This window comes from Agaribacter flavus, assembly GCF_042646125.1.
Taxonomy (GTDB): Bacteria; Pseudomonadota; Gammaproteobacteria; order Enterobacterales; family Alteromonadaceae; genus Glaciecola; species Glaciecola flavus.
On sequence record NZ_JBHRSW010000014.1, the window covers coordinates 310,013 to 332,222 of the forward strand.

Here is a 22,210-nt window from a genome sequence, read left to right on the forward strand (position 1 = left end):
GTTTAGTCGAGTTGTAGTTTTTCGATAGCGACTAATATTTGTGTGCGAGACTTAACATTTAAACGCTTAAATATCATACTAATATGCGCTTTAACCGTTGCTTCGGTCACGTTCAGTTCATCCGCGATGTGCTTATTCATCAAACCTTGTTTAATAAATCTGAGTACTTGGAACTGTTTTGGAGTGAGTTCTTTTACCTGATGTGCTATTTCTAAAGTATCGGAGTTGACCTCTACTAGCTCTTTTTCTATGTGCGCAGGTAACCACTTATCCCCATCTAGCACTGTTTTCAGCGCAACGATTAAATCTGATGTAGGCGTAGTTTTTGGAATAAAAGCATCTGCCCCAAACTCAAGCACTTGAGATATCACGTCAATTGAATCCGTCGCCGACACTACGGCAATAGGTAAGTCTGGGTATGTTTGTTTGATCCTCAATAAGCCATAAAAATTATCACAACCCGGCATATTTAAATCTAACAGCAAAAGATTAAGGCGCCTATTATTGCGTATTACATTTATTGTGGAATTAAACGAATCTGACTCAAGATAGGTGACTCTGTCAAACTCAGTTTTTAGTGCGGCTTTTAGGGCTTCCCTATAAAGCGGATGGTCGTCCGCAATTAAAAATTTAAGCATTTGTTATTGGCTTCCTCTAACTACTACGGCTTAATTTCGTGATATCTGAAAAAATATCTTAAATTTCAGCGGTATTATTAGTATTATTATTATTGTTCGTTGTTACTAAGTCCGTCATTTACACTTATATTACAACAACATCAAAAAGAGTAGCGCCACTCTCCCATCTATTTATTGTAGTCATATTGTTACAAGTATGAAAGACTATATTTGTATTAATATGTAATCAGTTAATTATAAGTTAATATAAAGTCAAATATATGAGTAACTCGCCAAATAATGAGTCAGCAGATGCCTTGTTTGCTGCGCCACAATCAAAAGTAGCGCCATTTAGTTTTAATCAAGCTGTTGTTGATGTATTTCCTGACATGATCAACCGCTCTGTACCGGGTTACAGTGACATTGTATCAACTATACCCAAAATATTGCGCCGATTTATTCATGAAAATGCCGTTGTTTATGATTTGGGATGTGCATTGGGTGCCGCGAGTTTGAGTGTCGCAAGAGCATTTCCGCAACTCGCACTTAAAATAAATGCGATTGACTATTCCCGTGAAATGGTCGAGCGTTGCAAACAAAACATTAATGCGTATAAATATGCCTCTGAAATTGAGGTCAAACAAGGTGACATTAGCCAGTTCGAATTTGAGTCTTGTTCGATAGTTATCATGAACTTTACGTTGCAATTTATATCACCGGAAAAACGCCAAGACATCATTGCCCAAATATACCAAGCGCTAAAGCCAGGAGGCGTTCTGATCCTTTCAGAAAAAATTGCCAACACAGACAGCACAATTCAAGACCTATTAGTTGATCTACATCATGACTTTAAACGGGACAATGGTTACTCTGAATTAGAAATCAGTCAAAAACGCAGCGCCTTGGAGAGTGTCATGATAGTTGACAACGAGCCTAAGCATAAGCAGCGGCTGTCAGAAGCTGGCTTTGCACACCATGCCATTTGGTATCAACACTTTAATTTTGCTTCATTTTTAGCAGTCAAATAGCGGTGAAATAATGTCTATCAACACTTGGAAAAATGATTTTTACCGCGCCATACTCGACACACCTCTATGCAAGTATCTAGATAGCTTTGCTCAATGTTTGAATAACTGGGAAAACAAAGTACAACATGCTGAGCAAAAAAGGTGGCACAAGCAGCTCGCCCAACTCCCCAATATTAACCCAAGTAATTTCTCTTTAGGTGACACAATTAAGATTGGCGCAAACGATGACTTAAGTGATGGTGAAAAAATACGTTTACAAAAAATCCTCCAAAATTTTATGCCTTGGCGCAAAGGGCCATTTGATCTTTTTGGCGTAAACATCGACACAGAATGGCGTTCAGATTGGAAGTGGCAACGGGTATTACCTCATATATCGAGTTTAGAAAACAAACTCGTTTTAGACGTAGGGTGTGGTAGCGGGTATCACTTATTTAGGATGATGAGCGAAAAAGCTTCGCAAGTTATTGGGGTCGATCCAACTTCTTTGTTTTTTTATCAATTCCATTGCTTTAAACAATATCTTCCAAGTTTAAATCTTCACTATCTCCCACTCGGTATCGAAGATTTACCCGAAACCAAGAGCTTCGACACGGTGTTTTCTATGGGCGTACTTTATCACCGCTTAGATCCACTCTTGTTTTTGAAACAATTAAAGCAACAATTAGTAAAAGACGGGCAATTAGTACTCGAAACACTCGTGATAGACGGCGATCAAAACCAAGTATTGGTGCCGGGAGAGCGCTACGCTCAAATGCGTAACGTGTTCTTTATCCCAAGTGCCGAGGCAATGTTGGTATGGCTTGCAAAAGTAGGTTTTAAGGATGCTGAACTCGTAGACAGTAATGTCACATCCCTTGAGGAGCAACGCAGTACACCTTGGATGACCAACCATTCACTAGAAGATTTTTTAGACCCTCAGGATCATTCAAAGACGGTCGAAGGCTATCCCGCGCCAAAGCGAGCTACATTTGTTGCACGTAACTAGACCCTGTTGGTCTTAATAGAATACTATAAAACCTTGGCACGTATTCTGAAATGTATAACCTTTATGTAGAAGCTTTTTTGTTTACTGAGTGGTATTAAATGACTGATGAATCAAGCCTTATAAGGCTTAAGGAACACTTTCTAGCACAACAAAAACTTCCCCCTTCTTACTGGTCAATTGCACAAAAATGGTTCATACCCATGTTTGAACAACTCGCTTCGCACCAAATTGATACAAACGCCCCAATATTGATCGGAGTAAATGGTGCGCAAGGTTCAGGCAAGTCCACAGTAACCGAACTAATGGTAGCGTTTTTTAACGATGTCGCTGGCATCCCCACCATCGGCTTTTCTATTGACGACTTTTATTTATCAAAGTCAAAAAGAGAAGCCTTAGCGACCAGCGTTAACCCCTTGTTAGCAACCAGAGGCGTGCCGGGTACTCATGATACGGACTTGCTTGATAAAGTGCTTGAAGATTTAAAAGCGGGTAAAGATTGCACCATCCCACGTTTTGATAAATCAATAGACGACTTGTTCCCAACTGCAAATTGGATAAAGGTAGTAGACAAAGAGTATAAAATTATAATCTTAGAAGGTTGGTGTGTTGGCAGTCGTGCAGTTGATGATAAAACGTTAAATGACAACCCCAATAATTTGGAACAAACAAAAGATACTGACCTTTCTTGGCGAAAATATGTGAATGCCCAGCTTAGCCAGCACTATGCGCCCATATTTGCAAGATTAGACAAGTTAATTATGCTTAAAGCCCCTTCATTTAGTTGTGTTTACAAATGGCGGCTAGAGCAGGAACATAAAATGCGTAGCAGCATAATCAGTGCAGTTTCTTCTAGTTCTGAGCAACAGGTGCCGCAAACAAAAATTGGCATGAGTGATGAAGAAATACACAATTTTATACAATACTATCAACGAATAACGGAAGAAAACTTGCGGCAACTCCCGAGTGCTTGCGACTACGTCTTCGAACTAGATGAACAACGGAATATTTTTAATTGCGACACGCTATGAAGACAGACGAACAAAAAGTACTTATTTTTACCGATTTAGACGGCACGCTACTCGATCACTACACATATTCCTTTGATGCCGCTCTACCAACTATTGATCGTTTGCAAAAAATGGGTGCAATTATTGTCCCTAATACAAGCAAGACCAAAGCAGAAGTCATTGAATTAAATGAGAGAATCGGTTTAGCCGGTGCATTTATTATCGAAAATGGTGCCGCCATCATTATACCAAAGGATTTTTTACCCGAAAAACCCAGAGGTGCACAATGGGCTTCTGGCTTTTGGGTAGTCTCTTTTGCCCCTAGACGAAGTCATTGGACAGGCTTACTCAGCAAACTTGCTGCTGATTTTAACGGTGAATTTGAAGCGTTTTCTGACATGGATATAGAAAGAATATGCGAAGTTACCGGCTTATCCAAAGAAGATGCTAGTTTAGCTTCACAACGCCAGTACGGTGAGCCGGTGTTATGGAAATCGAGTGCAGACCGGCAAGAAGCATTTATTCAACAAGCAAAAAAATATGGTGCATCCCCATTAATCGGTGGCCGCTTTGTCCATCTATGCGGCGACACAAACAAAGGAAAAGCCCTGTTGTGGTTGGTCAATGAATACAAAAGACAACACCAACGCATATCCATTTCAAGCATCGCATTGGGAGACGGTAAAAATGATATCGCAATGCTGGAAGTAGCAGGCACGGCGGTAAGGATAGCGTCACCTGCACATGAACCTCCCCAACTCACACGTGAAACACGTGTAATAACGACAAAAGGGTACGGACCTGTTGGTTGGACAGAAGCATTAGATCAACTCGTGCCCCCTATACACAACACGATAAAGGAAAACTAAATGGCTGATTTTTATCAAAATGGCATCATTACCACCCTTCACAACTTAAATTCCCGTGATGTGAGTGATATAGAAAATGAATTGGTAAAGTTTTCTAAACATCGTCCAATGGGACTGATCTTACCGTCTTTATACTCTGAGTTAGAAGGCGACGCGCTACCCGCAATCATTGATCAAATTAAAGACGTACCGTATCTCAACGAAATTGTCATTGGCTTGGATCGTGCCACCGAGGATCAATATCGGCATGCGCTTGAATTTTTTGGTCAGCTGCAACAACCCCATCGCGTTTTGTGGAACGAAGGGCCAAGACTAAAAGCGTTAGACGAAGAACTGCAATCGCTTGGCGTCGCCCCCAAAGAACTCGGTAAGGGACGAAACGTATGGTATTGCATGGGTTATATTTTAGCGTCTAACAAAGTAGAAAGTGTCGCTTTACATGACTGCGACATAGTCACTTACGACCGTTCTCTTTTAGCGAAATTAATATATCCCGTAGCAAATCCGCAGTTTAACTATGAATTCTGTAAAGGTTATTATGCGCGTGTCGCCGAAGGGAAAATTAATGGCCGCGTCTCTCGCCTACTTGTTACGCCACTTCTTCGCGCCTTACAACACGCCGTGGGTCACAATGATTATTTAGACTTTATGGATAGCTTTCGGTACCCCCTAGCTGGTGAATTCTCCTTTAGACGAGATGTTTTAAATGATATTCGTATCCCTAGTGACTGGGGTTTAGAAATAGGCGTATTGTCTGAGATGCATCGCAACTACTCTCACAACCGCTTATGTCAGGCAGACATCGCCGATGCTTATGATCACAAGCATCAAGACCTGTCTTTGAACAACGATCAAGGCGGTTTGTCTAAAATGTCTATCGACATTACCAAGGCATTATTTCGCAAGCTTGCCACACAGGGCACGACCTTTAGTACTGAAACGTTCAGAACAATAAAAGCAACATACTTCCGAATAGCCTTGGACTTTATTGAAACGTATCATAATGATGCCTTAATGAATGGCTTAAAACTGGATATTCATGCCGAAGAAAAGGCGGTCGAAATGTTTGCTTTGAACATAATGAAAGCTGGTAGGAGTTTCTTGGAAAATCCGATGGAAACCCCTTTCATACCCAGCTGGAACCGTGTAGTTAGTGCCAAGCCTGACGTATTTAAGGCACTTAAACAAGCGGTAGAAGAAGACACTAAGGAATTCACAGGAAGCTAAACCACATGCAAACTGTATTTGAACAACTACGTGAAAAAGTGATCCTGCACCTGCAGACGATTTACGCTGATATCGATCTTACCAAGGATTACGGTACACTTGCCGACGAGATACTCGCGACAATGCGCCTAAACTCCTCTAACGTTGGGCATATCACACCTCACACCAACCTATGGACGGAAGAGGATATCGTGCTTATCACCTACGGTGACAGCGTTATCGAAACTACCGATGATGTCGTTGATTCAAGCAATAATCCGCCTCTGGCGACATTAAAAGTATTTTTAGATAAATACTGTGCTAAAGCGATCAATCACGTACATATTTTACCCTTTTTTCCTTACAGCTCAGACGACGGTTTTTCGGTCATCGACTATTCAACGGTCAATCAAGGATTGGGAAGTTGGGAGCATGTGCAGCAAATCACTGAGAACTTTGGATTGATGGCCGACTTAGTGATTAATCATTGTTCGTCCAGAAGTGCTTGGTTTCAACAATTTATTAATGATCAAGCGCCGGGGAATAAATATTTTTACACCGCATCGCCGGACGATGATACCAGTATGGTTGTTAGGCCAAGAACCTCGCCATTGCTCAGAGAGACAGAAACAGCAGACGGCACAAAACACGTATGGTGTACCTTCAGCCATGACCAAGTGGATTTCGACTTTAGAAACCCAGACGTGCTTATTGCCTTTGCAGAAATCATTCGACTTTATCTGGATAAAGGCACGCGCATTTTCCGTCTTGATGCTATTGCCTTTTTATGGAAAAAGAAAAACTCACCGTGTATTAATCTGGAAGAAACACACGAGGCAGTCAGGCTCTTTCGCACACTAATTGAAAATGTTGATCCAAATGCCATTATCATTACCGAAACGAATATCCCAAACCGTCAGAACCTGACTTATTTTGGTAATGCGAATGAAGCCCATGGGATTTATAACTTTTCGTTGCCTCCCCTACTCGTCAATACGCTATTAACTGGTGACTGTACTTATCTGAAATCTTGGATGATGAGTATGCCGCCAGCACAAAATGGTACTTTTTACTTTAATTTCATTGCTTCTCATGACGGCATCGGTTTACGACCAGCTGAAGGCTTACTTGCTGATGAGGAAATCGATAGTTTAGTCAACTGCGTTCAATCTTTTGGCGGTAAGGTTTCATGGCGTAGCACAGAGGATGGCAAACAAAAACCTTACGAAATGAACATAGCCTTGATTGACGCTCTGCAAGGCACAATCGAAGGTCCTGATCAATGGCAAATAGAGCGTTTCATTTGTGCACATGCGATTATGTTTGGTTTAGAAGGCGTACCAGGGCTATATATCCATAGCCTGCTAGGTACTACCAACGACTATGACAAAGTTGTCAATACAGGACAAAATCGTTCAATTAACCGACATCGCTGGTCATATGACAAGTTAGTCGAAGAGCTAGATGACGTTCACTCACTGCATCATCAAGTCCTCACTAAACTCACGCAGCTATTGCACATTAGACGAGCACAGCCAGCATTTCACCCTAATGCTACGCAGTTTACCTTGCAACTTGGCCGCAAACTCTTTGGGTATTGGAGACAGAGTTTAAACAGGCAACAGAGTATTTTCTGTGTATCAAACATCTGTAACGAAGTGATAGAAGTCAACTTGTCTGATATTAACTTAATTGGCACCGACGAATGGATAGACTTAATCAGTCAACAACATATTGTGATGGAACAAGGCACTATACACTTGGAACCATACCAAACAGTTTGGATTTCAAATATGTTTGATCGCGACTAGGACATTGGATAGCGAGCTTATTAATATAAGCTCGCTGAAAGCACTTCTACTCGTAAGTTCTTTCTCGTTTGATATCAATCGTATCGATGTAGCCATGCCAGGTCGCGTAACCAATAATTGGCATTAATACTAAAAAGGCTACAAAAAATGTCATAAAGCCAATTAAGACACTCAGTGCAATCACACACGCCCAAACAAACATTGGTAGCTTATTCCGCCATACTGCATTCATGCTTGTCAACACAGCCGTTGCAAGATCAACGCGTCTTTCAAGTAAAATAGGCTGGGTGAATGCGCTCAGGAAAAATACAAGGGTAGTAAAAAATATGCCTACAACTGTACCGATAGCCAAAAAAGGCCACAAATTGCTGAGGTTAGGATCTAAATAACTTGGATACAGAGCGTGAATAATTGATGCCACGCGTAACCAAAAGATCATCAGTATCATCAGCATAATTCCAAAACCCCACTCGTTAACGGCATTCCGAGACATGGCTTTTAGTGAATGTCGCAATGAAGGTTTGTGATTTTTCTCAAACTGCCAAGACACATCATAAAGCCCCGCTGCGAGATACGGGCCAATCAGCATAAAGCAAACCATGGCTGGAAAAATAACCAAATACCAAGACGTGGTTGCCACAAGATAAAAAATAAAAAGAGGAAGTAAGGTAAAAATTAAACCATAAACCAAGCTAATAGTCTTAGCTTTCATAAAATCGTTAATTGCTAAAGAAATCCATTTGAAAGAATCAAAAACATCCAGTTCTCTGCACGGTATGACGCGGGCTATACCACTTTGCGTGATAGCGTTGTCGCTCATTTCTTCGAACTTCTGAGACATAAAAATCTCCTCGCTTTTTAATTGTTGTACACCAAAGGTCAACAGACCCTAGAAAGTCATTTCACTTTTTGTCTTACGTAATAAATACTATGCAAAATATACAATTAGGTCAAAAAACACTCGAAAAATTTGTAACATGCAGCTCAGACCCTAATCATTACCTTGGATCAAACCCACTTTCAAATTATCTGCTTGGTAAATAACCTTTCCATTATGGATAACCTTTCCATCGGCAATCCCCATTGCCAAAGGTTTTGTTATGACACGCTTAACATGAAGCAAATAATCTATGGAACCGGCATCGGGAAAGACTTGTCCACTGAACTTTACTTGACCAGCACCTAAAGCACGCCCCTTACCAGATAAACCCGACCACCCGAGAAACACACCTAACAACTGCCACAATGCATCAAGCCCTAAACATCCAGGCATCACTGGATCATTCTTAAAATGACAGGAGAAAAACCATTGGTCTGGATGGATTTCTAAACTAGCTTTTAGCTGCCCTCGGCCATAGTCCCCACCTGTTTTTGAAAGATGAGAGATTTCATCAATCATTAACATATTTGAATTGGGGAGCTGAGCATTGCCCTCTCCAAAAAAACCGCCTTCGCCCATCTCTAAAACTTGCGCCTTAGAATATTGCATGTCAACCTCCACCTATCATATTCATGAATTTATCAGAGAAGATTTTACTTACTTACATTGGATATCTATTGTAAAAATCGGACATAAAGCGACCAAAAAAAGGCACAAGGCTACCTTTCAACCTAAGCCTGAAATCTTTTAATAAGTGAGATTGATCAAAATACCCTGTTTTTAGTGCTACTTGCAATGAACTCTCTGGTCGTTCAGATAGGTATCTAGATGCATGCTGGAAGCGAATGATTTGTGAAAATGATTTAGTACTAAATCCTGTATATTGCTGAAAAAGCCGATTTAAGTGCCTACTACTTACCCCAACATCAGTGGCCAAGTCATGCGTAATATTGATATTTCCCCGAGATTTATAGATAACAGAAAGAGCCTGATCAAATACATTAGTGGACTGCAACTCTAACTGTCGCATTAACCACTGATCACAAACCTTAACGCGAGAATTAAAATTTGAATATTGATAGATAACTTCATGAAGCTGTGCAATAAATGGCGAAGGGAGAAAGCTTCCCTCCACTATACAATTTCCAATTTCGTTTATATTTACCTTAAATAAATGTCGTAAGGCACCAGGATAGAAACGAACACCAAAGTATTCGCCAGCAGCAGGCAACTCAAGGTTTAGCGCTTGAGTCACCCCACCCGATATCAAAGTTCCATGCCGACTGACAAAAAGCGCCTGCGTTCCATCGGGAATTACAGGGTAATAGGAAGGCCCTAGGGTACTGACCTGTAGATACGAGTGGACAATCCTCCTCAGTTCCCCACTCGCTGGATATTGCCTCATTTTAAACGAGAAGCGCTGAAGACCTGAATCGGTTAGTAGAGGTTGAAAGGGCTCGTATAAATCGGTCATTTTATTTCATGGCCTGTTTTAGCTGAGTAACTAAAGAAAGCTTAAAAACTCTTATTAAACGCATACCCTAGAATATGAGCGTTTATAAAAATTTTTACGAGCTAACTTGCAGTCTGTTTTGTCAGTCGGAGTATACGTAGCTGTTTACGATGTGTAGCTTCATATTGCGGTTGATATCAATAGAGCTGTAGTATAAGGTATCGATGTAAAATTAAACAGTGTACTCGTCTTACCCATTATCAAAGGTGTATTGCAACACTACGTCCTCATCGAACAAGCTGCAAAGTTTTGAAGTAACGTTTTTTGCATTGAAAGTAGAAGATGAAAAAGATTGTCCCAAGCAAAAAATAAAATCAAACTTATCTTCTGTTTCGCACTCATAAATGTCTCGATGTAAAAACGTATGTTGAGGATGATTACTACAAGCTAACTAGAACATCTCTTGCGAAACGTCGAGTCCTGACCTAGCACTTAATTTGACTACCATCGTGAGTCGACCGTGAGTGTCGGTGATGCCACCACCGAGCTATTTTGCCAAATTTTTTCTCGTTTCGGACGGCCTCATTTCAATTCCTTTCGTAAGGTTTTTGAGTTTACTTCATCCTTTTCCTTACGCAACCGCTCTTTTCGAAGTTTTATCACCACAAATATGTTGTAAATTGTTAATACAAAGCAAACGACTGCAACTGTTGTGCAAGCTACAAATAATTGAATAATTTCTTTATAGCTGGCAATTGCAAAACCAGTACATATTATGCCTGCAAAAAACTCTAATATCGCCATCTCATAGAAGTTTTTGATGTCTGTTTTGACGGGTTGAGCGAAATGTTTAAACTTGTAAGACAAGAATCACCTTCGAATACTCTATGCTCCAGAAAATATGACAAAAAATACCGCCTGAGTAATAACATTGATTGCAAAGACAGCACCTGAAAAGCCAACAATTTTCGACCACTTGAATTCGGTCATACTTTCCAACATGAGTAAGGGTACCAAGAAATATGACAATTCAAAAACATATGCAATCCAGATTGGAAATTCTAAGGTTGATACTCCAATGGTAACGACAAACACAATAACTGCCGGAACGAGCACAAATGTGACGGATACAAAACCATCAACATACCCCTCTTTGTCTAAAAATTTAAACAAACACCAAACGAAAAATGCTGCTACTGCGATTTGGATCATCTAACTTCCTTTTCCTTAATTAAAAATTGATTGAACACGATTTAAGTGTCGATAAATTAACGCACACAAAATATAGAATTAGTTGCACCCAAACTTGCCGCCATTTCTTTTTCGCTCAGAAAGTTCTCTGTTGTGCTACATAGGCTTCAATATTTTCTTCACCTGACTTTGTCGTGCTTCTTCGATTTGCGACTGCTCCGTTACATTGTATTTTTTTAGCTGTGTTTGATACCCTGAGTATAAGATAAATTTACCCTATACACTACCCATGCGCGCGGCGGTCTCTGGGGAAAGATTTGAGTTTTTAGTTTTAAACCATCTTCCAGACTGAAAACGCCAGCTAGGGCTAATTAACGATCCGCTGTTGTAATGGCTTCAACTACTAAGACCCCGCAAGTTGCTGATGAATATTAGCCTGTAGTTCGGTAGGAATGCATAACTGACTTGCTAGTTGATTTAAATAAGTTTGCGACGCCTGCTGTTCAATATCAATCGCACTTGCACTGGCTGCATACACTTCTATACCTGTTTGAGAATCAGGCACTGCATTGACAAGTTCAGTTACAGATAGCGGTTTACGTAATTCGTCAAATAACATAGCTTTTTCTTCCATGCTTAAGTCCATCGTTTCAACTTGTGCGAAAATACGTGAGCGCTCGTTATCGTCTATGTGTCCATCAGCATAGGCTGCGGTGATCATTGCTCGCATAAGGAGCATTTGCCCAGATACGTTTGTGTCTTCTACTACTTCCTCAAAGGCTTGCTGTGGAATGGTAGCTGGCGTGAAGTTAAAGCGCGCACTGCTTTGTTGGGTGTTTTGTGGAGGAAAGCTTGAGGCTTGTTGGTGAGAAGCATGGCCTTGGTTTTGTTTGTTTGAATATTGTTGATAAGCTTTCCAAGCAATACCACCTACCGCAGCTAGTGCACCAACTTTGAGGGCAGATTTGCCTACTTTTTTAGATTTTTTCCCGCTCATCATGCCGGTGAGGCCGCCACCCGCTACGCCACCTAAAAATCCGCTCAATGCACCTGACTTAGACAAACCACCCACTAATTTTTGTAAATCCATAAGGTTTCCTTTTAATTTGCACCCATTTTGATTTTTATTTCGTAATACACAGCAACAAGTCTGCAAAACGGTGTGATTTGCATAAGCACCTATTGTGAGACTTTCAGATAGTTTATTTTTACAGCAAAACACAGAAAAAAGATTGCTCATATATTTAAAGGGTTTTTAAAGTGATAACAAAGAAAATAGGGTTAATAACAATAGTCTTGATTTTGTCGAGTTGTGTTTCGTGGGTATTTGCAAAAGGACCATTCAATGAAATGCCCGAAGGTAAATATAGTTTGGACTTGAGTCATGCGAGCATCATTTGGAAGGTCTCTCATTTCGGCCTATCTAACTATGTTGGCAGATTTGCCGATTTTGATGCAATAATTGACTACAAACCATCTAACATTGAGAAGTCGTCAGTAACGGCAACAATCAATCCTTTGTCAGTACAAACCGCCTATCCAAACGCCGAAGAAAAAGACTTCGACAAAATATTGGGTACGGATAAAGTTTGGTTTAACGGTACTATGTTCCCGAGTATTGACTTTACATCAACAAGCATTGCTATGACATCAGACACCACCGCTGTGATGCAGGGTGAGCTTAGCTTTTTAGGCGTAACAAAACCAGTAAGCTTAGATGTTGTGTTTAATGGCGCTATGCCCATCCAGCCCTTTACACGTAAACCGACACTTGGGTTTTCTGCCACCGCTACAATCAAACGTTCTGATTGGGGATTAACTAAATATGTGCCAAATGTCGGGGACGAAGTTCAAATAATGATTGAAGGCGAATTTATGAAAACCGATGATGAGTAAGCCCCAGTGAGCACGCGATATCATTCAGTTGCCATTGTGATTCACTGGTTGATGGCAGTGAGTGTTTTGGTAATGATTGGCACGGGATTGTATATGGTAAATATTGATATGCCCAAAGCTGAGCAATTTAAACTTTATCAATATCATAAAGCGGGTGGCGTTGTGATGTTGTGGCTAATTGTATTGCGCCTTGTGGTACGTACATCAACTAAACGGCCTGCTTTACCGAGTTCTCTTTCTCGTAAAAACCAGTCCTTAGCTCAAATCGGGCATGGCGCTCTGTATAGCTTGTTAATACTCATACCATTGAGTGGCTGGTTTATGGTGTCTGCCAGTCCATTTGGTTTGCCTACCTTTGTTTTTGTTGACTGGATAAAATGGCCTCATATTGGCTTTGCTTCGAAAAACAATACGGTAGAAGCAATAAGTAACACTGTGCATTACATACTCGCATACCTTTTGTTTTTCGCTGTCGCAGGACATGTGGCAGCAACCATTTATCATTATAAAATACACCGTATCAATTTGTTTCAACGGATGTGGCTGAACACAAAAGGAAAATAGCTTTGAGTATATTTAACAGATTTATAGCATGTAAGCTCTACATTGCACATACGATAAAATTTTCATGTTTGATGCTAGTTGTTATCTCTATGCCCACCCAAGTTTATGCTCAGCTGAGCATAGATGAAAGCAATGCCCGTATGGGGTTTTCGGGTGAACACGCGGGGATGAAGTTTGAAGGTATTTTTAAAAAGTGGTCGGCTACACTCACTCTCCCTCCCGCAGAAAATGCCTCAATTGAAGCAAGCTTTAGCGTAAATTCTGCACACACAGGTGATTCAACCTATGACGAAACCCTGCCAGAAGAAGATTGGTTTTTTGTTGAGAAATTTCCTAATGCGAATTTTACTAGTACGTCAATAGAACTAAAAAACAACGGTTATCTCGTGACGGGTACACTTACATTGCGCAACATTGAAAATGAAGTAAATTTTGTTTTGGAAAAGTTAAACAAAGGCTACAAAGCGGATTTTACAATTGACCGCTTGGCGTTTGATATTGGTAAAGAATCAGACCCTGAGGCCGAGTGGGTGAGTCGAGAGATAGTAATCTCATTAACTATTGATTGATGATCGTACAAACGGCAAATTGCAAAGGAGACACCGAGCGCTATTCAAGTTTTTATACTAAATCCATTAACACTACCAGTCATCGCATAGCCCAAGGTCTCGAATTAGCCCCCTACCCTGCATAAGTGACATTTTGGTTAACAGTTAGGTGGCTGTTGTGCGCAAAGACACCAAAAAAGCGAATAAGGTTGAGTCTTGGCGGCGGGCCAAGTGCTCTAGCTCATCTTGTTCATCTGCATCAACGAACACGCCAGCATGAAGTGAAAACCTAGAGACAATCGCCAACTGACCATATTCAGTTGTTGCATCATGTCTTGATGCAAGGGCGCTTGTCTGCTTAAAGGTAGTGCCCCATCGTGTATGTTCTGGTTTCTATCTATTTTCATTTATGGTGTAAATACACAATAAACCGCTTTATTTTTCCATCTTTTTAATTGACAGAACAGCGCCATGACATCATATTGATGTTGACATGGAGTCGCTTTGCTATCACATTAAATCAAATGGGTGTGTTATTTTATGCCTAGAAAAACGATTAGTTTTACCGACAAGCAGGACGAATTTATCCAGGCCAGAATTGCTAGCGGTGACTATACAAGCGAAAGTGAATATTTGCGCGACCTTGTTCGACGTGATCAAGAGAGTGATAGGCATTCACTCATTCATTAGGAGAGGGTTCCAAGCAATAGTTTTCGCGTAGTGCTCATGCAATATACCATTCAGTGCACTAAAACTCGTTATATCTGCTGAAGTACCTAAAATTTGCTCAGCTACAAAACGGTGGCAGTTTTGCTTGAATAGATGACAATCATAAAGCTGATAGAGTTGCGATTGCGCTCGTTGCGCAGCGACGGGGTTAGCAATGACATTCGCTCTTTTATCACAAGCAACAAAAATAGCCTCACCACTTCTGTTTTCTATAAATCGCGCGGGGCTTATACAGCGAACCAAACCATTGCCATTAAGCTCGTAAATATTCCCATCGACCCATATGCCAGTGTGATCTAATACACCATAAACACCACAACACACTACAGCGCCATTCTCTGGAGTAACCGCAAAAGTCCCCTCTCCTGGCATTGAGGTAACAATTTGTTTTCGCTTCATGTACTCAGTATTCGCCCTGTCGCTTGCGTATATACCCAAAGCGGCAGCGCCTAACCACAACAAGGGTGCAGGCATTGTTTTACTTCCCGTATACTTGGTAAAGCTAAGCTTACTACTTAAAATTATGTTTTAGTTTAAGAAACTGTATCAAAACATGTTTTTTAACTTAACAGTACTGTAAACATGCATTATTCTTAGGCGAAATTTTTACCATATAGTTCCACATACATGCGCGAAGTAAAACAAGCCACTAAACTTAAAAACGTGGATTACGACATTAGGGGGCCAATCCTCGAACAGGCAAACAAAATGGAGGAAGCCGGCGAACGAATATTGAAACTCAATATCGGCAACCCAGCTCCATTCGGATTTGAAGCCCCTGACGACATCCTTAAAGATGTGATTCGCCTGTTGCCCAAGGCTCAAGGGTACTCAGAGGCGCAAGGTATTTACAGCGCGCGCGTGGCAGTCATGCAGTATTATCAACAAAAAGGCATCAGTAATATTGCCATAGACGACGTATATCTTGGCAATGGTGTCAGCGAATTGATTACTCTCTCCATGCAAGCTTTGCTTGATAGCGGTGACGAAGTCCTGATACCTAGTCCTGACTACCCACTTTGGACGGCTTCAGTCAACTTATCATCGGGCAATGCCGTACACTATAAATGCGACGAACAGGCGGGTTGGTTTCCAGATATACAAGATATACGCTCAAAAATTACCAATCGCACAAAAGCCATAGTCATCATTAACCCCAATAATCCAACCGGCGCTGTTTACAGTAAAAGCCTGCTTTTAGAGATATGTGAGGTCGCCAGAGAATTTGGCTTGGTGATTTTCAGTGATGAAATATACGACAAGGTTCTCTACGATGAGGTGAACCACATCAGTATCGCTTCACTGGCGCCCGATTTATTTTGTGTAACGCTCAGCGGTTTATCAAAAAACTACCGTGTAGCGGGTTTTAGAGCCGGCTGGATGCTAGTCAGTGGGAATAAAAAGATTGCACAAAACTACATCGAAGGCTTGAGCTTTATGTCTTCGATGCGCATGTGCTCCAACGTCCCTTGCCAGCATGCCATTCAAACAGCATTGGGGGGATACCAAAGCATTAACGATTTGGTTCGTGGAGAGGGGCGATTGCTGGCGCAACGAAACATTGCTTGGCAACGCTTAAATGAAATTCCAGGTATCTCTTGTGTTAAACCAAATGGTGCCATGTATTGTTTTGCTAAAGTCGACACCCAAAAGTACAAAATAGACAGTGACGAAAAGCTCATACTCGATATATTAAGGGATAAAAAAATACTGCTTGTCCATGGTAGCGCATTTAACTTGCGAGAAGGATGCTATTTTAGATTGGTGTTTCTTCCGCATAAGGATGTCCTTGCGCCTGCGCTTGATAGAATAGAAGACTTCTTTCTTCACAATGCCGCTAAGCATGATCTTGTTGTTTAGCGTTTGCCAATATTCACTATCAGCGTGTGTATAAAAAGGAAGTAGTGTTATGAAATCCAGTCCCTTTTTAGCTTGGATACTGCGAATGCCATTGATCAAGCGCTGGGCGCTAATGCACGCAGTTAAACGTGAAAATGTGGCAGAACACAGCCATCAAGTCGCTGTTATTGCTCACCTACTGGCGTGTATCAGAAATACCTATTGTGGCGGAAGCCTCAACCCAGAGCGCGCCGCAACGGTTGCCCTATATCACGAAGTGTCTGAAACAAAGCTTCAGGACATTAACCACGTTACCAAATACCACAACCCCGACCTGACGCGCGAATTTAAAAAAATTGAAGAAATGGCAGAAAAAGAGTGTTTGGAGACCTTAGCGCCAGAGTTACAAGCGCAATTTGCTGGTTTATTGGTGCAAAAAAATGTCGATCCAGAATACAAAAAGATTGTGAAAGCCGCCGATCTTATTTCTGCCTATTTAAAAGCGTGTGATGAACTGCATTTTCAGAACAAAGAGTTTGAGCAAGTTAAACCTCGACTCGAAAAGATGATAAATACCTATCAGCAAGACATGCCAGAAATTGATATTTTTATGCGTATGTTTGCTGACAAGTGCCTTGTTAATGTTGATCAATTGTCAGCAGAGCCATAAATTGTTTATGCGCCACACAAGTGGCGTTCGACCCAAAAACAAAAGCAATACTGCTTTTATGAGCCTAAGGATAAATAATGACGCCATGGCATATACGCAAATCAGAACGCGTATCGCTTCACGACGGAGATATTAGAACTCCCTATCAGCGAGACAAGGCGCGTATTATGCATGCTGCGTCTTTCAGGCGCCTACAGGCAAAAACACAGGTTGTTGGCGTGGGTATCAGTGATTTTTATCGCACAAGACTCACTCATTCATTGGAAGCAGCGCAAATAGGCACCGGTATCGTCGCCCATCTCAAGTCTGTCAAAGCACAATTATCCGCTCAACTGGGTCTGGACGAGTACCTGATTGAAACTATCTGTTTAGGCCATGATATTGGCCATCCTCCCTTTGGTCATGGTGGCGAGGTTGCACTGCATTACATGATGTCTGACTTCGGCGGATTTGAGGGCAACGGTCAAACATTCAGAATTCTTACAAACTTAGAGTCTTATTCTGCATCTGATGGTATGAATCTCGCTCGACGATCACTTTTGGGCATATTGAAATATCCAAATTTTATTGATGTACTCGACAGAAAGCGCCAATACCCAGAGAAAAAAACAAAATTTAGCACAGTAAATACAGCACATTGGATCCCCCCAAAAGGTTTGTTTTATTGTGACAAAACAACGTTTGACTGGGTTTTATCACCACTGTCTGCACAAGATAAGGAGAAGTTCACATCAGTGCTTGCGCACGATTGTGACCGGTTAAAAACACAATACAAATCTGTGGATTGTTCGATTATGGAACTGGCCGATGATATTGCCTACGCGGTGCATGATTTAGAAGACGCCGTAGTGATGTCACTCATTGACCAAATGGCCTATCACAAAGAAGTGACGATGCCATTGCGTGAATTAGCCATTCCGTGGCTATCAGACAACGCGCTGCGCATTGAGGAGCAGCTTTTTTGTGGCAAAACCTTCCCAAGAAAAAATGCGATAGGCGGTTTAGTCAACGCCTTCATAACTGCCATTGACATGCACGCCTTAAACAAATTTGATGAATTGCTATTAGATATCAACGCCTATTTACCTAGCCAGTACGCTATCGCCCTAAATACTTTAAAACAATTTGTTTTTAGGCATGTTATCCGAAAACCCGAAATTCAAATTTTGGAATATAAAGGCCAGCAAATGATCATGGCTATGTTCGAAGTTTTTGCTAACGAACCTCAGCGCCTATTGCCAGAAAATACTGCCCGACGCTGGCATGATGCCCCCTCCACAGCCATGGAAATGCGTATTATTGCTGATTATATATCAGGCATGACAGATGAATACGCCAATCGCGTTTATGCCAATTTGTTTTTACCAAAATCACACCGAATTACAGATCGCTGAGCTGTGATACATTTGTAATGAAATTAAGCACTGAATACAAGGGTCTGATTTGAGACTAGCTATACAAAGATGAGCGATTTTCATGCGATTGAAGTTTAATAAGTATCAGGCGATTAAAGAGCACGACATAACCGACGAAAGCGTCTGGCAAAACCGAAGAACAGTGCTCAAAGCGCTGGGCTACGCCGGTACCATGTCCATACTATCAACTTCTGCTAAAGCTAACCCTTTAAATTGGTTTTCCGACGACGAAGAAAGCCAGTTTGTCCAAAAAAAGCTTAATGCTCGTCCCGCTACAGAACAAAGTGCCACAATGACAAAAGAGTCAGTCGCTACCCGTTATAACAATTTTTATGAATTTGGCACAAGTAAAGAAGACCCTGCGAAAAATGCACAAAGCTTCAGTGTTGAGCCATGGACATTACAAATTGATGGTTTAGTTGAGAACCCAATAACACTAGATTACGACGACTTGTTCAACAAATTTGCACTCGAAGAACGTATTTATCGCCTCCGATGTGTAGAGGCTTGGTCAATGGTCATTCCATGGATAGGCTTTCCCTTAGCGAGTTTAATCAAGCTGGCAAAGCCCTTATCAAGTGCAAAATATTTGGCATTTGAGACCTTACACGACCCCAATCAAATGCCCGGACAACGCAGTCGATTTGTTGGAGGCGGTATTGATTACCCCTACGTGGAAGGTTTACGCATGGACGAAGCCATGCATGATTTGAGCTTTATGACAGTGGGCATGTACGGGAAAACTTTACCACCGCAAAATGGTGCCCCTATTCGCTTGGCCTTACCATGGAAATACGGATTTAAGAGTATTAAATCCATTGTGCGTATCCGACTTACCGATAAACAACCCCCAACAACTTGGAATATACTCGCTCCCAGTGAATACGGCTTTTATGCAAACGTGAACCCAAACGTTGATCACCCGCGTTGGTCTCAAGCGAGGGAACGTCGAATCATTGGTACCGGCTTACGTGAGCAAGAAAGAATCGACACTCTGCCCTTTAATGGCTACACCGAAGTAGCCCATTTATACAAAAATATGGATTTAACGACTTATTATTGATGTTAGTACTAAATAAGCCAATTCGCGTAAACAAGCACGTAATTACTGTTTTTAGAGTATTGATTCATCTCACTGCTTTACTGTGGTTAGGGCTGGTCTACCTAGATGGATTAAACGGAAATTTACCCGGCGACCCCGTTCAATATTTGATTGAATTTAGTGGTAAAGGGGCTATCAACTTACTCCTTATTTGTTTAGTGATTAGCCCATTAGCAAAGCAATTTAAGTTTGCTCAACTGATAAAGTTTAGAAGAACAACGGGCGTGTATGCCGCCCTCTACGCAGTTTTCCACCTATATATTTTTATTAGCTACGAACTGCAATTTGAATGGGGCTTAGTGTTCAGTGAAATTATAGAACGCCCTTACATTACTGTCGGCTTTATCACCTTAAGCATACTGTTGGCTTTAGCCGTCACCAGTCCATCAACAGTTAAACGTAAAATGGGGAAACACTGGCAACAACTGCACAATTGGGTTTATCCTGCCAGTATTTTAGCGATCGTTCATTTTTGGTGGTCACTCAAATCTGAGTGGTCAGAGCCATTGGTCTATTTAATTTGCTTATTGCTATTACTGGCGCTACGTTACAAAAAGTTGATACCTGCTAGGCGAAAAACTGGCAATGTGTGATTGGAGGTGATGTACAACACCTCCTGTGCGAGGCCAAAATTGGCAGTTTGCCTGAGTAAAGTTCTATGCTTTGGTTTTAAAGGTAATCCTACAGACCTAAAGTTCAGGTGTTTTTAAGCGAATGAACACCGTATAATAGCTAGATTTGTAGTGGTAGTAGTAAAATCAACATGCCCAAATATGCAGCTGAAATAAGCCGCTTGCTTGCCCCCTATTATTCAGAAATGAGCTTAATGCTGGCCGCGACTTTGTTGGTCATTTACGGTGACCTTATCAACAAACATATAAAACGTGTGCTCGCACCCTGCCATTTTATTATTAGAATTTCTTTGTTTGTGGCATTGTGTGCATTTGGCTATGGCTTGTTGACTTTGCATGGTGCGCCAATTATTGCTCAGCTATTCTTGCTCTTGCCATGGCAATACCAAGGACTTGCTTATATTTTGGCTTTCCTGTTTATGGGAATACTCGCCGAAAGGCGAAGATATATTTAAAAGGGTCGCAGTAAAAATGTTACGAACAATAATTGAAAAAACCAAAGAGATGGATGAGCGTTATCGACGCGCCTTAGACAATAATAAGCGTCTAAAATATTCATTGATTACAATTAGCCTAGCGCTGCTTTTAGCATTAACGGCTAACAAATTGTTGGGTATCGTTAGTATTCCAGATCCTATTTATGCGGCATTGCATACCGCAGCGTTGTTTATGTTTATCTTTGTGACTTTTTACCGAGTTAGTCCTTATTTCGATCATCCATACAGTCCTGATCCATATGACTATCTAAAACTAGATGAAGAGACCCTCTACATTGGAAAAGATGCGATACCGTTGCAAAAAATAAACAAAGTCGTCATTACCAAGCTACCTAAAGTGACGATTTTTTCTCTACCTTACAATCACGTAGGAGGCAAGCCCCCTACTTTTTATTTTGATCATGGTTTTTACCTGTCTTTGCACAACTACGTGAAGAAACACTTACCAAACGTCGAATTTATTGATTAATGTAGTCGAAAGCGTAAATGAGCCTCTAATCTAATTCTAGGTCAAACACCGCACTGATTGAGGCACTAAAAACAATATTCTCTTGTAAATAACGGCCTTCAGTGCTTGGTTCATTTAAAGCCGCTTTGCTCAATGCAATAGATTCAATGCCGTCATTGCGGCCAAAACGTCCAAAGTTATTATTGCTGGTTAAGCTAATGCTGTATATGTTGCCCAATTTGGCGTTAAATGCCTTCGCATAAGATTGCGCTTTGGATTTTGCATTTTCGACTGCTAGAGCATTGACCTCATCAATCAAGGTATCTTCTTCGGAGGATTTGAGATTTATGTTACCAATTGAATTTATTTTGACGCGTAAGGCAAAGTCCAATAAATCATTTAAGTAAGTTAAATCTTTTAGCGTTACCTTTAATTGACGAATCGCGGAATAGCCATCAATTTCCCGTTTACTGCCTTTAGAATAAGTATAAATTGCTTGCGTCGATAGACTTGAGGCGGAAACGTCGTCTTTACTCACCTCAAAGGCCGCAAGGCCATCTAAAAAACTATTCACCCGCTGATCAACATCATTTTTTGCCGCGAGACTGGTACTCCGCTCACTTTTCACAGAAAACGATACCAGTGCGATATCAGGTTTAGCTTCTAATTGTGCTGACCCAACTACGGAAATATGACGATTATCTGGCAAGGGTGACTCTGCGGCTGCGACTAAAGGTAAAAATAAAGCGGTGGTTAAGACTAAATATCGAATGCACATAAAAACTCTCACTATCTACCTGTGTGATTGGGCTGTCCCTAATGT

Annotated in this window: 27 protein-coding genes; 17 read left to right on the plus strand and 10 right to left on the minus strand. The window is 41.1% G+C overall.

The genetic code is table 11. The features are described from left to right. Positions 1–2: 2 nt before the first annotated feature. Positions 3–638: a LuxR C-terminal-related transcriptional regulator gene (locus ACFOHL_RS09190; protein WP_376919925.1), complete on the minus strand. Its 636-nt coding sequence runs from the start codon at positions 636–638 to the stop codon at positions 3–5. A 260-nt stretch (positions 639–898) separates the two neighbouring features. Here ACFOHL_RS09190 and cmoA point away from each other — a divergent pair, with 260 nt between their 5' ends. The 6 genes from cmoA to ACFOHL_RS09220 all read left to right on the plus strand — a co-directional run bounded on the left by cmoA (position 899) and on the right by ACFOHL_RS09220 (position 7,523). Continuing rightward, entirely contained in the window at positions 899–1,645 is a 747-nt protein-coding gene (cmoA, locus tag ACFOHL_RS09195; RefSeq protein WP_376919926.1) for a carboxy-S-adenosyl-L-methionine synthase CmoA, read from the plus strand. Between the two features lie 10 nt (positions 1,646–1,655). Continuing rightward, the gene (gene cmoB, locus ACFOHL_RS09200) at positions 1,656–2,630 is read left to right on the plus strand and encodes a tRNA 5-methoxyuridine(34)/uridine 5-oxyacetic acid(34) synthase CmoB (RefSeq protein WP_376919927.1); all 975 of its coding nucleotides are present in this window, start codon (positions 1,656–1,658) and stop codon (positions 2,628–2,630) included. A 98-nt stretch (positions 2,631–2,728) separates the two neighbouring features. Next, entirely contained in the window at positions 2,729–3,658 is a 930-nt protein-coding gene (locus tag ACFOHL_RS09205) for a kinase (protein WP_376919928.1), read from the plus strand. Continuing rightward, positions 3,655–4,506 carry an HAD-IIB family hydrolase gene (locus ACFOHL_RS09210; RefSeq protein WP_376919929.1) on the plus strand — a complete coding sequence of 284 codons (852 nt, stop codon included), beginning with the start codon at positions 3,655–3,657 and terminating at the stop codon, positions 4,504–4,506. The genes ACFOHL_RS09205 and ACFOHL_RS09210 overlap by 4 nt, the downstream gene beginning before the upstream one ends. Continuing rightward, entirely contained in the window at positions 4,507–5,733 is a 1,227-nt protein-coding gene (locus ACFOHL_RS09215; RefSeq protein ID WP_376919930.1) for a glycosyl transferase, read from the plus strand. 5 nt (positions 5,734–5,738) lie between these two features. Further along, complete coding sequence (locus ACFOHL_RS09220) at positions 5,739–7,523, plus strand: sugar phosphorylase (protein WP_376919931.1); 1,785 nt, start codon at positions 5,739–5,741, stop codon at positions 7,521–7,523. 46 nt (positions 7,524–7,569) lie between these two features. Here the strand turns inward: ACFOHL_RS09220 and ACFOHL_RS09225 are convergent, their stop codons facing one another. From ACFOHL_RS09225 to ACFOHL_RS09250, 6 genes are all read right to left on the minus strand, one after another. Next, a complete protein-coding gene (locus tag ACFOHL_RS09225; RefSeq protein ID WP_376919932.1) occupies positions 7,570–8,364 on the minus strand; it encodes a DUF2189 domain-containing protein in 795 nt (264 codons plus the stop codon). Between the two features lie 150 nt (positions 8,365–8,514). Next, entirely contained in the window at positions 8,515–9,024 is a 510-nt protein-coding gene (gene fabA, locus ACFOHL_RS09230; RefSeq protein WP_449188909.1) for a bifunctional 3-hydroxydecanoyl-ACP dehydratase/trans-2-decenoyl-ACP isomerase, read from the minus strand. Positions 9,025–9,064: 40 nt separating this feature from the next. Next, complete coding sequence (locus ACFOHL_RS09235) at positions 9,065–9,877, minus strand: AraC family transcriptional regulator (protein WP_376919934.1); 813 nt, start codon at positions 9,875–9,877, stop codon at positions 9,065–9,067. Positions 9,878–10,438: 561 nt separating this feature from the next. Then, on the minus strand, positions 10,439–10,723 hold the full coding sequence (locus ACFOHL_RS09240; protein ID WP_376919935.1) for a hypothetical protein: 285 nt from the start codon (positions 10,721–10,723) through the stop codon (positions 10,439–10,441). Between the two features lie 18 nt (positions 10,724–10,741). Continuing rightward, positions 10,742–11,068 carry a hypothetical protein gene (locus ACFOHL_RS09245; protein ID WP_376919936.1) on the minus strand — a complete coding sequence of 109 codons (327 nt, stop codon included), beginning with the start codon at positions 11,066–11,068 and terminating at the stop codon, positions 10,742–10,744. Between the two features lie 382 nt (positions 11,069–11,450). Continuing rightward, positions 11,451–12,137, minus strand: coding sequence for a tellurite resistance TerB family protein (locus tag ACFOHL_RS09250; protein WP_376919937.1), 687 nt, complete (start codon positions 12,135–12,137; stop codon positions 11,451–11,453). 260 nt (positions 12,138–12,397) lie between these two features. Between ACFOHL_RS09250 and ACFOHL_RS09255 the strand changes: the two genes are divergently transcribed. The 3 genes from ACFOHL_RS09255 to ACFOHL_RS09265 all read left to right on the plus strand — a co-directional run bounded on the left by ACFOHL_RS09255 (position 12,398) and on the right by ACFOHL_RS09265 (position 14,076). Then, positions 12,398–12,943, plus strand: a complete 546-nt coding sequence (locus ACFOHL_RS09255; RefSeq protein WP_376919938.1) for a YceI family protein — start codon at positions 12,398–12,400, stop codon at positions 12,941–12,943. A 6-nt stretch (positions 12,944–12,949) separates the two neighbouring features. After that, positions 12,950–13,507 carry a cytochrome b gene (locus tag ACFOHL_RS09260; RefSeq protein ID WP_376919939.1) on the plus strand — a complete coding sequence of 186 codons (558 nt, stop codon included), beginning with the start codon at positions 12,950–12,952 and terminating at the stop codon, positions 13,505–13,507. A gap of 89 nt (positions 13,508–13,596) precedes the next feature. Continuing rightward, positions 13,597–14,076, plus strand: a complete 480-nt coding sequence (locus tag ACFOHL_RS09265; RefSeq protein ID WP_376919940.1) for a YceI family protein — start codon at positions 13,597–13,599, stop codon at positions 14,074–14,076. Between the two features lie 215 nt (positions 14,077–14,291). On the opposite strand, the gene ACFOHL_RS09270 is transcribed toward ACFOHL_RS09265, so the two are convergent. Then, a complete protein-coding gene (locus tag ACFOHL_RS09270; protein ID WP_376919941.1) occupies positions 14,292–14,462 on the minus strand; it encodes a hypothetical protein in 171 nt (56 codons plus the stop codon). A gap of 133 nt (positions 14,463–14,595) precedes the next feature. Here ACFOHL_RS09270 and ACFOHL_RS09275 point away from each other — a divergent pair, with 133 nt between their 5' ends. Continuing rightward, positions 14,596–14,745: a ribbon-helix-helix domain-containing protein gene (locus ACFOHL_RS09275; RefSeq protein WP_376919942.1), complete on the plus strand. Its 150-nt coding sequence runs from the start codon at positions 14,596–14,598 to the stop codon at positions 14,743–14,745. On the opposite strand, the gene ACFOHL_RS09280 is transcribed toward ACFOHL_RS09275, so the two are convergent. After that, positions 14,731–15,258: a hypothetical protein gene (locus ACFOHL_RS09280; protein ID WP_376919943.1), complete on the minus strand. Its 528-nt coding sequence runs from the start codon at positions 15,256–15,258 to the stop codon at positions 14,731–14,733. The genes ACFOHL_RS09275 and ACFOHL_RS09280 overlap by 15 nt on opposite strands. 153 nt (positions 15,259–15,411) lie before the next feature. Here ACFOHL_RS09280 and ACFOHL_RS09285 point away from each other — a divergent pair, with 153 nt between their 5' ends. The 7 genes from ACFOHL_RS09285 to ACFOHL_RS09315 all read left to right on the plus strand — a co-directional run bounded on the left by ACFOHL_RS09285 (position 15,412) and on the right by ACFOHL_RS09315 (position 21,408). After that, on the plus strand, positions 15,412–16,644 hold the full coding sequence (locus ACFOHL_RS09285) for a pyridoxal phosphate-dependent aminotransferase (RefSeq protein WP_376919944.1): 1,233 nt from the start codon (positions 15,412–15,414) through the stop codon (positions 16,642–16,644). 49 nt (positions 16,645–16,693) lie between these two features. Next, complete coding sequence (gene yfbR / locus ACFOHL_RS09290; RefSeq protein WP_376919945.1) at positions 16,694–17,293, plus strand: 5'-deoxynucleotidase; 600 nt, start codon at positions 16,694–16,696, stop codon at positions 17,291–17,293. Between the two features lie 77 nt (positions 17,294–17,370). Then, positions 17,371–18,687 carry an anti-phage deoxyguanosine triphosphatase gene (locus ACFOHL_RS09295; RefSeq protein ID WP_376919946.1) on the plus strand — a complete coding sequence of 439 codons (1,317 nt, stop codon included), beginning with the start codon at positions 17,371–17,373 and terminating at the stop codon, positions 18,685–18,687. A gap of 82 nt (positions 18,688–18,769) precedes the next feature. Further along, the gene (gene msrP, locus ACFOHL_RS09300; protein WP_376919947.1) at positions 18,770–19,771 is read left to right on the plus strand and encodes a protein-methionine-sulfoxide reductase catalytic subunit MsrP; all 1,002 of its coding nucleotides are present in this window, start codon (positions 18,770–18,772) and stop codon (positions 19,769–19,771) included. Continuing rightward, positions 19,771–20,403 carry a protein-methionine-sulfoxide reductase heme-binding subunit MsrQ gene (locus ACFOHL_RS09305; protein WP_376919978.1) on the plus strand — a complete coding sequence of 211 codons (633 nt, stop codon included), beginning with the start codon at positions 19,771–19,773 and terminating at the stop codon, positions 20,401–20,403. The genes msrP and ACFOHL_RS09305 overlap by 1 nt, the downstream gene beginning before the upstream one ends. 170 nt (positions 20,404–20,573) lie before the next feature. Then, on the plus strand, positions 20,574–20,897 hold the full coding sequence (locus ACFOHL_RS09310; protein WP_376919948.1) for a DUF3392 family protein: 324 nt from the start codon (positions 20,574–20,576) through the stop codon (positions 20,895–20,897). Positions 20,898–20,913: 16 nt separating this feature from the next. After that, entirely contained in the window at positions 20,914–21,408 is a 495-nt protein-coding gene (locus tag ACFOHL_RS09315) for a hypothetical protein (RefSeq protein WP_376919949.1), read from the plus strand. A 25-nt stretch (positions 21,409–21,433) separates the two neighbouring features. On the opposite strand, the gene ACFOHL_RS09320 is transcribed toward ACFOHL_RS09315, so the two are convergent. Further along, positions 21,434–22,165 carry an SIMPL domain-containing protein gene (locus ACFOHL_RS09320; protein ID WP_376919950.1) on the minus strand — a complete coding sequence of 244 codons (732 nt, stop codon included), beginning with the start codon at positions 22,163–22,165 and terminating at the stop codon, positions 21,434–21,436. Between the last annotated feature and the right edge of the window lie 45 nt (positions 22,166–22,210).